At 60.1% G+C, this 11,709-nt stretch carries 12 protein-coding genes; 6 read left to right on the top strand and 6 right to left on the bottom strand.

Annotated features, from left to right (window positions below; all coding sequences use genetic code 11):
* Positions 1-301: 301 nt before the first annotated feature.
* On the bottom strand, positions 302-1,657 hold the full coding sequence (trmFO, locus tag NW812_RS09270; protein WP_414396104.1) for an FADH(2)-oxidizing methylenetetrahydrofolate--tRNA-(uracil(54)-C(5))-methyltransferase TrmFO: 1,356 nt from the start codon (positions 1,655-1,657) through the stop codon (positions 302-304).
* A 55-nt stretch (positions 1,658-1,712) separates the two neighbouring features.
* Positions 1,713-2,891 carry a TRC40/GET3/ArsA family transport-energizing ATPase gene (locus NW812_RS09265; RefSeq protein ID WP_414396102.1) on the bottom strand — a complete coding sequence of 393 codons (1,179 nt, stop codon included), beginning with the start codon at positions 2,889-2,891 and terminating at the stop codon, positions 1,713-1,715.
* Positions 2,892-3,052: 161 nt separating this feature from the next.
* Here NW812_RS09265 and psbQ point away from each other — a divergent pair, with 161 nt between their 5' ends.
* Positions 3,053-3,451 carry a photosystem II protein PsbQ gene (psbQ, locus tag NW812_RS09260; protein WP_414396100.1) on the top strand — a complete coding sequence of 133 codons (399 nt, stop codon included), beginning with the start codon at positions 3,053-3,055 and terminating at the stop codon, positions 3,449-3,451.
* Positions 3,452-3,467: 16 nt separating this feature from the next.
* On the opposite strand, the gene coaD is transcribed toward psbQ, so the two are convergent.
* Together coaD and cutA are read right to left on the bottom strand one after the other, a co-directional pair.
* Complete coding sequence (coaD, locus tag NW812_RS09255; RefSeq protein ID WP_414390724.1) at positions 3,468-3,947, bottom strand: pantetheine-phosphate adenylyltransferase; 480 nt, start codon at positions 3,945-3,947, stop codon at positions 3,468-3,470.
* Between the two features lie 22 nt (positions 3,948-3,969).
* Entirely contained in the window at positions 3,970-4,305 is a 336-nt protein-coding gene (gene cutA, locus NW812_RS09250; protein ID WP_414396099.1) for a divalent-cation tolerance protein CutA, read from the bottom strand.
* Positions 4,306-4,478: 173 nt separating this feature from the next.
* On the opposite strand from cutA, the gene NW812_RS09245 reads away from it, so the two are divergent.
* Together NW812_RS09245 and groL are read left to right on the top strand one after the other, a co-directional pair.
* Entirely contained in the window at positions 4,479-4,808 is a 330-nt protein-coding gene (locus NW812_RS09245; protein WP_414396119.1) for a 30S ribosomal protein PSRP-3, read from the top strand.
* Between the two features lie 214 nt (positions 4,809-5,022).
* Complete coding sequence (groL, locus tag NW812_RS09240; RefSeq protein ID WP_414396098.1) at positions 5,023-6,645, top strand: chaperonin GroEL; 1,623 nt, start codon at positions 5,023-5,025, stop codon at positions 6,643-6,645.
* Between the two features lie 31 nt (positions 6,646-6,676).
* On the opposite strand, the gene lysS is transcribed toward groL, so the two are convergent.
* Positions 6,677-8,215 carry a lysine--tRNA ligase gene (gene lysS / locus NW812_RS09235; protein WP_414396097.1) on the bottom strand — a complete coding sequence of 513 codons (1,539 nt, stop codon included), beginning with the start codon at positions 8,213-8,215 and terminating at the stop codon, positions 6,677-6,679.
* A gap of 97 nt (positions 8,216-8,312) precedes the next feature.
* Positions 8,313-10,022, bottom strand: a complete 1,710-nt coding sequence (gene hmpF / locus NW812_RS09230; protein ID WP_414396095.1) for a pilus motility taxis protein HmpF — start codon at positions 10,020-10,022, stop codon at positions 8,313-8,315.
* Positions 10,023-10,250: 228 nt separating this feature from the next.
* Between hmpF and trpC the strand changes: the two genes are divergently transcribed.
* The 3 genes from trpC to NW812_RS09215 are packed head-to-tail and all read left to right on the top strand — an operon-like array spanning position 10,251 to position 11,700.
* A complete protein-coding gene (gene trpC, locus NW812_RS09225; protein ID WP_414396094.1) occupies positions 10,251-11,168 on the top strand; it encodes an indole-3-glycerol phosphate synthase TrpC in 918 nt (305 codons plus the stop codon).
* 39 nt (positions 11,169-11,207) lie between these two features.
* Positions 11,208-11,447, top strand: a complete 240-nt coding sequence (locus NW812_RS09220; protein ID WP_414396092.1) for a DUF5340 domain-containing protein — start codon at positions 11,208-11,210, stop codon at positions 11,445-11,447.
* A gap of 58 nt (positions 11,448-11,505) precedes the next feature.
* Complete coding sequence (locus tag NW812_RS09215) at positions 11,506-11,700, top strand: copper chaperone (RefSeq protein ID WP_414396091.1); 195 nt, start codon at positions 11,506-11,508, stop codon at positions 11,698-11,700.
* Positions 11,701-11,709 lie beyond the last annotated feature (9 nt).

The following is an 11,709-nucleotide window of genomic DNA, read 5'->3' as shown; positions in this document are numbered from 1 at the left end:
GCGTTGCGGTCTGGTGCTGTGTCGCGACCACAACGCCGCTCTCAACATCTTGCGCCGAGGTCTAGAACTCTTGGGCATGGTGTGGAACGGTACCTCAGGGCATGAGGGAACCGCCCCGCAAGGGGGAACGCTTGGGAAGAGCGGCACCGCTGCCATGAAGGGGCAACCTGACATGGTAAGTGCGCTCGTGGAACCAAGAACGAGAATCCCCGGCCTACGGCCCGCTGTCGCGAATGCCCTTCAGGGCGGGGAGTATGTCAATCCAGGCTAGCCAGCCGTTTGCGCTTGGAGGGTAAGGAACTCAGGCAGTTTGCACCTGGCGCACCAGCCCCGTTGCCGCCAAAGCAGCCAAGGCGCGATCCCGGTAACGACCATAGCGCTCTTGTTTGCTGCGAACCTTTTGCCCCTCCAGCTCCGGCAAGAGGCCAAAATTGGCTGGCATGGGCTGGAAGTACTTGGGATCGGCGCTGCTGATGAACTGAAACAGGGATCCCATCATCGTCTCCGGCGGCAACGTGATCAAAGGCAGCCCCAGAGCCAGGCGGGCGGCGTTCTGTCCGGCCAGCCACCCCCCCGCCACGGCGCAGGCGTAGCCTTCAGTGCCCACCAACTGGCCGGCAGCCAACAGGGTCGGACGGCGGCGAAATTGCAACGTAGGCAGCAAAAGCTGCGGCGAGTTCAAAAAGGTATTGCGGTGCATCACGCCAAAGCGGACAAACTCCGCTGCTTCCAGGCCGGGGATGAGGCGAAAGACCCGCTGCTGTTCTCCCCACTTCAAATTGGTCTGAAAGCCCACCAGGTTCCACAGCTTGCCTGCTCTGTCCTCCTGGCGTAGCTGCACCACCGCATAGGGCCGGGATCCCGTGCGGGGATCCACCAGCCCCACCGGCTTCAAGGGTCCAAAGCGGAGGGTGTCTTTGCCGCGGCGGGCCATTTCTTCAATGGGCAGGCAGCCCTCGAAGAACTTGCGCTCCTCTTTTTCAAAATCCTTAAGGGGCACCTGTTCTGCCTCCACCAGCGCCTGCCAGAAGCGCTCGTACTCCGCCTCTGTCATAGGGCAGTTGAGGTAGGCCGCCTCTCCTCTGTCGTAGCGAGAAGCCTGAAACACCACTGTGCGGTTGAGGGAATCCCCGGTAACAATGGGGCTGGAAGCGTCAAAAAAGCTCAGGTACTCCAGGCCGGTGAAGGCTTGCAGCGCCTTGGCTAGGGGCTTGCTGGTCAGGGGGCCGGTGCAGAGGACGGCTATCCCTTCTGGGATCTCGGTCACCTCCTCCCGGCGCAGGGTGATGAGAGGATGGTTGGCAATGGCTTCTGTTAGGGCCTGGCTAAAGCGAGCCCGATCCACAGCTAGGGCCCCCCCTGCCGGCACAGCGTGGCGATCCGCGGTGGCGATCACCAGAGATCCCAGTTGGCGCAGCTCTTCCTTAAGCAGCCCTGCCGCTCGATCGCTGGCTATGGCCCCGAAGGAATTGCTGCACACCAGCTCTCCCAGTAGATCCGTATGGTGGGCCGGGCTTTGCCGCACAGGGCGCATCTCCGAGAGGATAACAGGCACCCCCAGTTGGGCGATTTGCCAGGCGGCTTCTGTCCCTGCCAGCCCCCCGCCCACCACATGGATGGGGGCCACGGTTGGCGATGGATGCGCGGGATGGTGCATCACAGCCTCCAGAGAAAACGCTCAGCCAGTTAGGTACTCCCCGCTAGCAGCTCCCTCAGGCGGCAAAGTGAATGCGCAGGTAGTCCTCTTCCATTTTGGCTCGTGCCGGCTTCATGGCCGCTAGAGCCTGGGGCAACACCAGGTTGCGGCGGTGGTTGCCAATGCGGATGTTGAGCTCGTCGCCAGTTTTGCTCAGCTCCACCTGCTCTTTGGGGATCCCGGGCAAGTAGAGGTCTAGGCGGTACTGGCCGTTGTCGGTAACCACCTGCATTGTCTGCTCAGCGTAGAACACCTCCGCCGGGTTGCGGTCTCCCCAGAGATCCTTTTTCAGGCGGGCCAGGGCGTCCCACCCCACCAGCTCCTCGGGGTAAAGCGGGATCTCCACCACCGGTAGAGGAGCAAAGTCCTCGTGGATCTGCTGGCGATACTTCTGCTGGGCAGCCTTCCAGGCGGCAAAGTAGGGATCCACCACCCCTTCTGGCAAAATGCGGTTGGCGATCACCAAATCGGTGGCGACGCCGTAGAGGCTAAGGTAGGCATGCGCCCGCAGGGATTCCTTGATCACCATCTTTTCGGGGTTGGTTACCAGGCGCACCGAGGTGATGCGGTTGTCGGTGAGGATGCGCTCTAGCCGCTCGATCTTCTGGTAGAACTCGTAGGGGGCATCTAGCACCTGGTCATCTGGCAGGGGGATCCCGGTTAGCCCTTTAACAATCGGCTCGGCAATAGGGCGCAGCACCCGCGCCAACCCCTGTAAAGGTTTGTAGAACTTGCGCATGTACCAGCCGGAAACATCGGGCAAGCTGAGGAGGCGCAAAGCCGTGCCAGTAGGGGCTGAGTCGATGATGAGCACATCGAACTTGCCTTCGTCGTAGTGGCGGTTGACCCGCACCAGGGCAAAGATCTCGTCCATCCCCGGCAGCACCGCCAGCTCCTGCGCCTGCACGCCGTCCAGCCCGCGGGCCTGCAACACCTGCGTGATGTAGGCCTTGACGGATCCCCAGTTCAGTTCCAGCTCCTGCAGGGCATCCAGCTCCGCTCCCCAGAGGTTGGGTTTGACCTCCACCGGCTCGTGGCCCAAGGGTTGGTCGAAACTGTCGGCCAGGGAGTGGGCCGGATCGGTGCTCAGCACCAGGGTTTTTAGGCCAAGCTCGGCACAACGCCAGCCGGTCGCCGCTGCCATCGAGGTCTTGCCGACCCCTCCCTTGCCAGTCATGAGGATGATGCGTTGCATGGGAGCGCCGTTTACATTCTTTTACAGTTCTAGGCTAACCGATTTGCTCTTTTCTCCTCCGAGCGGCCAAGGGCTGGAGGGCAGTCAACAGGTACACTATATGGTTGCTGAGAAAGTAATGGCCAAGAGTCAAGCCGGTGAAGACAGGTGGGAGGTGGAGGATGATGCGTCGCTGGCGCAGTTTGCTGCTACTTGCCATCCTAACGTTGGGCCTGTGGCTGGGATCCCTTCCTGTCCAGGCGGCTGCCGCCTTGCCCCGGGAACTACAGCAGCTAGAGCAACACGTAGAGCGGCTGCAGAGCCTGGTGGACGCTGAGGATTGGCTGGAGATCCGCTCCTACATTCACGGGCCGATGGGCCTGACCCGCAAGACCCTAACCAGCCTGGCAAACACCTTGCCCCAGCAGCAAAAGCGGGAGATGCTGCGCTTGGCCAAGGAAATGGGCCGCAGCTTGGAAGAACTCGACTTTGCCGCCAAAGCCTACGACCAACCAGAGGTGGAAGCTGCCCAGGCCAAGGTGAGAAAGACGTTGCAAGAGCTCAAGGCCCTGTTTTCGTAGTTGGGGACAGAGCGGGTCAAGTTAAGGGGAAACGCTCCCGCAGATCTTGAGCCACCGGCGGGGGTACCAGGTGGTCAATGGGGCCGCCCAGCTTGGCCACTTCCTTAACTAAGCTGCTACTGACAAAGCTGTGCTCGCTAGCAGTAGCAAGGAAAAGGGTTTCCAACTCAGGAGCCAGGAGCTTGTTGGTGTGGGCCATCTGCAGCTCGACATCAAAGTCAGATAGCACCCGCAAGCCGCGCACAATGACTTTTGCCCCTCGCTGGCGGGCGTAGGCCACCGTCAGGCCGGAAAAGGTGTCGACCTCAACGTTTTTTAGGTGGGCAACAGAGAGGAGGATCTGGGCTTGCCGCTGCTCAGGAGTAAACAGAGGCGTTTTGTTGGGGTTTTTCAGGACTGCAACGATGACTTTGGAAAACAGACGGCTGGCCCGCTCGATGATGTCGAGGTGCCCAAAGGTGATGGGGTCGAAGCTGCCGGGGTAGAGGGCAATCATGCTAGAGAGGGTACCGCTCTTCTTAGCCTACCTGCTCTCGGGCCCACGCCAGATAGGTAGCGCTTACCTGAGCAGCCGGCAGAGCCAGGATCTCCGGCTCCTGGTAGGGGTGGAGCTCCCGCAGCCGCTGTTCCAGGCGGGGATAAGCACTGCTGGGCAACTTAAGCAGCAGCAAGTATTCTTTCTCTGTCTGCAGGGATCCCTGCCAGCGGTAGTAGGAGGTAATCGGGGGCAGCACCTGGGCACAGGCCACGTAGCGCTCGGCCACTAAGGTGTGGGCCAGGCGATGGGCGTCGGCTTCGGAGCCCACGGTGGTCATGACCACGGAGAGGGTTTCTAGGGCGGTCTTGTCGTCCATTAAAGCTGGCTGTAGGCATTCCTCTCCCCCATCCTACCCTTCAGGCTCCGCAAGAAAAAGGGCAGAGCTAGGCCAGCTCCTCAATAGCCCCACCCAGCCGGGAGGGAGCACCGCCTTCTACCTGAGGACGGGTAGTTTACAATAGAACTCTGCCCGGCTCAGGTCGGGCTTGTATCTTGTCGTTATCTAGGGAGAAACAAGCCTTGCCGAAATTTGCCCTAAAAGCTTTGTGGCTGCAAAACGATTTGGCCATTGCAGTGGATCAAGTAGTGGCCAAAAACCGCAGTCCTCTCACCCGCTACTTCTTCTGGCCCCGAGATGATGCTTGGGAACAGCTTAAGGCTGAACTGGAAAGCAAAAGCTGGATTAGTGAAGAAGATCGCATCAACTTGCTCAACCAAGCCACTGAGCTCATCAACTACTGGCAAAATGGTGGGCGCGACCGCCCCATTAGCGAAGCCCAAGCCCAGTTTCCTGACATCCTCATCAGCGACAGTTCGTGAGTGTTCCCTGCTTCCGCCTGCTATCTCTGCATCCAGGCCATCTTGCTGAGGCTGCCGCCTTTGGGCTAGATTAGCACTCGAGGTTCCAGAGTGCTAACTCTTGACCTAGCCAAGGGAAGGGATCGCTGTCGACCTCGCAGGATCCCGCTCTGCCCGGTAGCACTTAGAACAAGTGGCCTAGTTGCTAGTTGAGATAGCGAGGATCAGGGATTCTATGGCAAAGCAGATTTTGTTTAAGGAAGAGGCTCGCAAGGCTCTAGAAGAGGGCATCAATCAAGTAGCAAACGCAGTCAAGGTTACGATTGGCCCTAAGGGGCGCAATGTGGTTCTAGAGAAGAAATTTGGCGCTCCTCAGATTGTTAACGACGGAGTAACAATTGCTAAAGAAATTGAGTTGGCCAATCCCTTGAAAAATGCCGGTGCCCAGTTGATGCGGGAGGTGGCCAGCAAAACCAACGACGCGGCCGGGGATGGCACCAGTACAGCCACCATCCTGGCCCAGAGCATGATCCAGGAGGGGCTAAAGCACGTTGCGGCAGGAGCTAACCCTGTAGCCCTGCGGCGCGGCATTGAAAAGACCACCGCCTACCTGGTGGAGAAGATTGCCGCCCAGGCCAAACGGGTGGAGGATCGCAAGACCATCACCGAGGTGGCCACTATCTCTGCCGGTAACGACAGCGAGGTAGGCGAGATGATCGCCAAGGCCATGGATGCGGTGGGGCGAGAGGGGGTGATCACGGTCGAAGAGTCCAAGTCGATGGAAACCCAGTTGGAAGTAGTGGAGGGAATGCAGTTTGACCGCGGCTACATCTCTCCCTACTTCATCACCGATACCGAGCGGATGGTAGCGGAATACGAAAACGCCTATCTGCTCATCACGAGCAACAAGCTCTCCAACGTGCAGGAGCTGGTGCCTCTGCTGGAGCGGCTGGCCCGGGAGGGGCGGCCCTTACTGGTGATTGCCGAAGATGTGGAGGGAGAAGCCCTGGCTACCCTAGTGGTCAACAAGCTGCGGGGAGTGTTGAGTGCGGTGGCGGTGAAGGCTCCCTCCTTTGGGGAGCGGCGCAAGGCCATGCTGGAGGACATCGCCATCCTCACCGGGGGCCGGCTCATCTCGGAGGAAATTGGCGTCAAGATGGAGAATGTCACTCTGGACATGCTGGGGTCGGCCCGCAAGATCACGGTTACCCGCGACAAGACCACCATTGTTACCGATGGCAGTACTAAGGCGGCCGTAGAAAAGCGGGTAGCTCAGCTCCGCAAGCAGCTGGAGACCACCGATTCTGAGTACGACCGCGAGAAGTTGCAGGAGCGAATTGCCAAGCTGGTTGGCGGAGTGGCGGTCATCAAGGTGGGAGCTGCCACCGAGACCGAGCTCAAAGACCGCAAGCTGCGCATTGAAGATGCTCTCAACGCCACGCGAGCAGCCGTGGAGGAAGGGATCGTCCCTGGCGGGGGGGTGACACTGCTCCACCTTTCCAAGGGGATCCCAGACTTTAAGGCCAAGTTGAATGCCGAAGAGCAGGTGGGGGCAGACATCGTCTACCAGGCCGTGCGGGCGCCGCTCTATCAGATTGCCCACAACGCTGGGCTGGAGGGATCAATAGCGGTGGAAAAGGTTCTGGAGCAAGAGATGCCCTACGGCCTCGACGCCCTGACCGCCGAGTATGTGGACATGTTTGCCCGCGGGATTGTAGACCCGGCCAAGGTGGTGCGCTTGGCCCTGCAAAATGCGGCTTCCATTGCCGCCATGTACCTCACCACGGAGGCCGTGGTCGTCGAGAAGCCGGAGCCCAAGCCGGCCAAAGGCCGCCCGAGCAAGCCGGGAATGATGTAATGATGTAAAGCCCTTCTGCAAGCCTAGGCCCCTATTCGGGGGCTTTTTCTTGGGCGGAGCTTTCGGGCCGCAGCAGGGGAAAGGCGATGACATCCCGAATGCTGGGAGCATCGCACAGCAGCATCGCCAGGCGGTCAATGCCTAGGCCAAGACCGCCCGTGGGAGGAAGGCCATATTCCAGAGCCGTGAGGAAGTCTTCGTCAAGAAAGTGGGCTTCTTCCTTGCCAGCTGCCTTTAGGGCTGCCTGGGCCTCCAGCCGCCGCCGCTGATCCACCGGATCGGTGAGCTCCGAGTAGGCGTTGGCTGTCTCCCGCCCAACAATGAACAGCTCAAAGCGCTCGGCCAGCCCTGCCTTGCTGCGGTGAGGCTTGGTGAGCGGACATACCTCCAGGGGATAGTCCAGGACAAAGGTGGGTTGGCGTAGGCGGCTTTCACAGCAGTGCTCAAAGGCCTTGACCAGCAACTGGCCAGGAGAGTCCTGGGGTGAGAGATTGGGGATCCCTTGCGCGGCCAAGGCGGGCAAGAGCTCCTCAGAGCACTCTTTTTCTACATCGATGAAGATGCCAGTGGCCTCTTCCACCAGCTCTTGCATCGTCACCCGTCGCCAGGGGGGGGTGAGGTCGATGGCTTCCCCTTGGTAGGTAAGCTGCAGGGATCCCCGCACAGCCAGGGCGGCGTTGCACACCAAGGTTTCGGTGAGCTCCATCATCGTGTGATAGTCAGCAAAGGCTTGGTAGGCCTCCAGGGAGGTAAATTCCGGGTTGTGGCGGGTGGAGATCCCCTCATTGCGAAAGACCCGCCCAATTTCGTAAACCCGCTCGATCCCGCCCACCACCAGCCGCTTCAGGTGCAGCTCGGTGGCAATACGGAGGTAGAGATCTAGATTTAGGGCGTTGTGGTGGGTCACAAAAGGCCGCGCCTCTGCCCCCCCGGGGATGACCTGCAACACCGGCGTTTCAATTTCCACAAAGCCTCGCTCTTCCAGGGTCTGCCGCAGGGAGCGGATGATCTTGGCGCGGTCGAGCAGGGTCTGTTTGACCTCGGGGTTGACGATGAGATCGACGTAGCGCTGGCGGTAGCGTTTTTCCACATCCCGCAGGCCGTGCCACTTGTCAGGCAGAGGCAGCAGGGCCTTGGTCAGGATCTGGTATTCGTCCACCCACACCGACAGCTCCCCTTTTTCGGTGCGCTTGAGGCAGCCCCTGGCCCCCAGCCAGTCGCCCACGTCGATGAGCTTGTCTAGGTTCTTGAAAGCCACTTCCCCCATGCGCTCTGTTAGCCGCTGCTTCTCCAGGTAAAGCTGGATGGTGCCAGAGCGATCTTGCAGAGTCAAGAAAGCGAGTTTACCCATCACTCGCCGCGCCCGGATTCGCCCAGCCACGGCCACCTGGACATCCTCCCGCTCCCCGCCAGGCTCCAGGTCAGCAAATTGCGCCTGCAACTCGGCAGCTAGGTGGGTAACGGGAAAAGAATAGGCATAGGGCAGGATCCCTTGCTCCTGCAGGTGGCGGACCTTTTCTAGGCGGGCAGCCCGTTGAGCGGCTTCGCTGCTAGTGGAAGGGGTGGACATAAGTAAAAACTGCTGAAACCAACAAGCGAGGAAGAGGATCCCGACTTTGCCCCCGCGCTCCCTAGAAGGAGCTTAGGCTTTAGGACAGGCTTAAGGCTTATCCCTGGGCAAGGCCAGCCAAGAGGGCCTGCACCTGCTGGAGGTGAGCCCAGGCGCTGGAGCTCCCTTCTTGGTATCGACTCAGCTCCGCCTCCAACTGCCCCAGATACCCTGCCCACTCTGCCCAGCGCTCCTGCTCAGCAGCAAGCGCAGCTTGCAGTTGGTTGAGGCGCCCCCAGGTTTCGGCCATTGCCCGGGCCCGGGCCCGCAGGGCCTCCTCCTCTTGCTCCAGGTGTTGCCACTCCTGCTCCAGGTCCTGCTGTTGGCGGTTCAGTTGCTCCTGTTGAGCTGAGAGGGAAGCTTCCAGTTGGTGGACAAGCGTTTGCAGGCGGTCTTTTTCCTGGAGCAGCTCCTGCTTTTGCTCGGCCATCTGTCCCAGGAGGGGACCAATATCCACTCGAACCGGAGCGGCAGCCTGATTCTGTAGCTGCTTGAGGCGAGCCTCGTGGCGGGCTAGTTCCTCGTACTCCCGCTGCAGGTTTTTCTCTTGGGGCAGCAGAGCTTCTTCTAGGGCGCTACAGGCAGCCTGGGCGTAGTCGATCTCCATTTCGAGGTCAAACCGTTCCTCGGGAGAGGCGGTGGCCAGCCGCGCTTGTAACCCCTGTAAGGTTTGCCGGTTCTGCTCCAGCTCAGCCCGCTGCTGGCTAACCTGGGCCGCCCGCTGCTCGTAGTCTCGGCGCATTTGGCTAACCAAAGCCGCCAGCTCCTCCACTGAGACCGCCACCTCCTCCCCTCCGTTGCGGCTACCGTCAACGATGAAGTCGTACTCCTGAACCAAACGGTAGGCTTTTTGCTGGAGGCTCTCCTGAGAGTGCAACTGCTGGAGGATCCTCTGCAGTTGCTCTTGGTAAAGCTGCAGGGATCGCCGCTGAACCTGCCAGCTAGCCTGGCTTTGCTCGAGGGCATGGCGGGATCCCCACCAGGCAGCGCGGCGCTCTCGCCAGGCTTGGTAGTCCCGCTCCAGCCCCTCTTGGCCAATTTGGGCTTGCTGTCGCTCCTGCTCCAGTTGGGCCATCTGGTGGTGGAAGTGCTCCTGCTGCTGCTGAACCTGGCTTTTCAAGCTTTGCAGAAGATCCAGGGGCGCCGTAGGGAAACTTAAATGTTCCTGAACCTCTTGCAACAAAGTCTGGAGCTGGGCTGCTTCGGCTTCTCTAAGGCGGCTGGAGCGAGCTTCCAGTTCCTGCCGCTGTCGGTTGAGAGCTTCTCGCTGCTCTCCAATCAGGCGCTGTTGCTCAGCCAGATAGGCTTGCTGGTTGGTCAGCTCCTCTTTGAGACTCTCCAGAAGTTTGCGCTCCTCCTCGACCGCTTTGTATTGCTCGTACAGCCGCTGCACCTCCTCTTCTTGGGCAGCCAGCTCCATCTCGCGGCGGGTGAGCTCTTGGGCCTGAAAGGTGAGGGACTTGCGCCAATTCTCGATCTCTTCCTCTTGGCTGCGGACTTTTTGCTGAAGTTGGCTGAAACTTTGCAGGTAGGTTACCACTTGGCGAGCAGCTTCGCTGATGCGAGTTACCTGACGGTTGCCAGAGACCTCTGCTAGCACCAGCGCCCCATCCTTGAAGCGCCCGGCTTCTTGAGCAATGCGGCCATCCAGGGTGATGGATTCTTCGTTGACGGCCACCCAGGTGTTGTCCTGCTGTTGCTTAGCTAGTAGTTGCAGAGACGACTTGGCAAATCCAAGTGGCTTGGAGAGCTCTGCTAGGTACAGCACGCCTAACCCCCTCAAACGTGGACCGCAATAACCTCAATCCTGCTTTAGGGCCGCCGCTCGACTTGCAGGTTAACCCGCCATCTCAGTTGCTGATCCCAACCTCAACGATAGGGTAAAAAAAACGCCTTTGCCAGAGGCTGCTTGGGGAAACCTGGAGTAGCTATTCAAACTGGCCGCTTAGCCCTAGAGTGATCTAGGGTGAGGTGAAAGGTTCTGGTCAGGGGCGATATGGAGCTGCAGAGTGAACCGCTTGCTATTCGTCGGCGTTCCCCTGCCCCAGCGGTGGTGGTCGCCTCGCAGGTCTACCAGATAGCAGCGCCCGAGGCTGAGCCGCGCCACATTTTGGAAGCCATTGTCTGGCACAAAGAGCAGGAGGTGGAGCGCCAGCGGGAGCAGCTTCCCCTCAAGGAATTGCAACGGCAACTGGAGCAGGCTCCCCCCGTGCGGGATTTCGTGGCCGCTCTCACCCAATCCCCCCACCCCGTCTCTCTCATCGCTGAGGTGAAAAGGGCCTCTCCTAGCCGCGGCATCCTCCGGGATCCCTTTGACCCAGTGGCCATTGCCCGCAGCTATGAAGCAGGGGGGGCCAGTTGCCTATCGGTGCTTACAGATGAGCGGTTTTTTCAGGGCAGCGGCGAGTACCTGCGCCAGATCCGCCAGGCAGTAGGGATCCCCATCCTCTGCAAGGAGTTCATCCTCTACCCCTACCAAATCCTCTGGGCCCGCAGCCTAGGAGCGGATGCGGTGCTGCTGATTGCTGCCATTCTCTCGGATGCCGACTTGGGCTACTTCCTCAAGCTCGTTCAGCGATTGGGCATGGCGGCTTTGCTGGAGGTGCATACCGCTCAGGAGCTGGAGCGAGTCTTAGCCTTGCCGCAACTGCAACAGGCCAAGGGGCGGGTGTTGATTGGCATCAACAATCGCGACTTGAGAACCTTTACAGTCGACTTAAGGACGACACGCAACCTCCTAGCCGCCTACCGGGATCGCCTGGGGGATCTGCCGGTGGTCAGCGAGTCTGGCATCCACACCTTCGCCGATCTGCAGCAGTTGCAAGCCTGGGGGGTGCGCGCCGTGCTGGTGGGGGAAGCCCTGGTCACGCAGCCAGATCCTGGCCAAGGGGTGCGCTCCCTGTTGTCCCCGTAAACTTTTCGCCAGCCACCAAGATGGATCCCTTCTAGATCGATGAAACGGATTCCGGTGCCAGCCCACATCCACTATGAGTTTCTGCTGCGGGTTTTGGAGCGGCAGACGTTTCCGGCAGTCGAGGAACAGGATTTTGGCAACCGCGGCCGCACGCAAGAGCTGATCACCTCTTTGCGCAAGGCCCTCACCCAACAGTTGCAACTGGAAGAAGAGTGGCGCCAGCGGGGCTACCAAGTGGACTACCGCTGGAACCTGGACGATCCGCCTCCCTCCCCTTGACTTTCTAGCCCCCTGCAAGGCTTAGCATCGAGCTATGGAGGTGTAGAGGCTTTTCAGGATGCAGGTTGTTTTGACGGTGCCCAAGCTGGCCTGCTCGGCTTGTGTGGAGACCATTGCCCAGGCGGTGCGGCAACGGGATCCCCAGGCCCAAGTGGAAGCGGATCCCAAGACTAAGCAGGTGCGGATTCTCTCCGCGCAGACGGACACGGACTGGCGGCAGGTGCTTGCCCAAGTGGGCTATCCGCCGGCGTAGCGACGTCGG

The sequence above is a fragment of the Synechococcus sp. O70.2 genome, assembly GCF_047462135.1.
GTDB lineage: Bacteria > Cyanobacteriota > Cyanobacteriia > Thermostichales > Thermostichaceae > Thermostichus.
Note: the sequence above shows the minus strand (reverse complement) of the source record. Positions and strands in the feature narration are given on the sequence as shown.

Excerpts from the sequence above, each read along its gene's own strand:
- trmFO (WP_414396104.1), bottom strand. The coding sequence starts at position 1,657 with ATGCACCATCCCGCGCATCCATCGCCAACCGTGGCCCCCATCCATGTG.
- NW812_RS09265 (WP_414396102.1), bottom strand. The coding sequence starts at position 2,891 with ATGCAACGCATCATCCTCATGACTGGCAAGGGAGGGGTCGGCAAGACC.
- psbQ (WP_414396100.1), top strand. The coding sequence starts at position 3,053 with ATGATGCGTCGCTGGCGCAGTTTGCTGCTACTTGCCATCCTAACGTTG.
- coaD (WP_414390724.1), bottom strand. The coding sequence starts at position 3,947 with ATGATTGCCCTCTACCCCGGCAGCTTCGACCCCATCACCTTTGGGCAC.
- cutA (WP_414396099.1), bottom strand. The coding sequence starts at position 4,305 with ATGGACGACAAGACCGCCCTAGAAACCCTCTCCGTGGTCATGACCACC.
- groL (WP_414396098.1), top strand. The coding sequence starts at position 5,023 with ATGGCAAAGCAGATTTTGTTTAAGGAAGAGGCTCGCAAGGCTCTAGAA.
- lysS (WP_414396097.1), bottom strand. The coding sequence starts at position 8,215 with ATGTCCACCCCTTCCACTAGCAGCGAAGCCGCTCAACGGGCTGCCCGC.
- trpC (WP_414396094.1), top strand. The coding sequence starts at position 10,251 with ATGGAGCTGCAGAGTGAACCGCTTGCTATTCGTCGGCGTTCCCCTGCC.
- NW812_RS09220 (WP_414396092.1), top strand. The coding sequence starts at position 11,208 with ATGAAACGGATTCCGGTGCCAGCCCACATCCACTATGAGTTTCTGCTG.
- NW812_RS09215 (WP_414396091.1), top strand. The coding sequence starts at position 11,506 with ATGCAGGTTGTTTTGACGGTGCCCAAGCTGGCCTGCTCGGCTTGTGTG.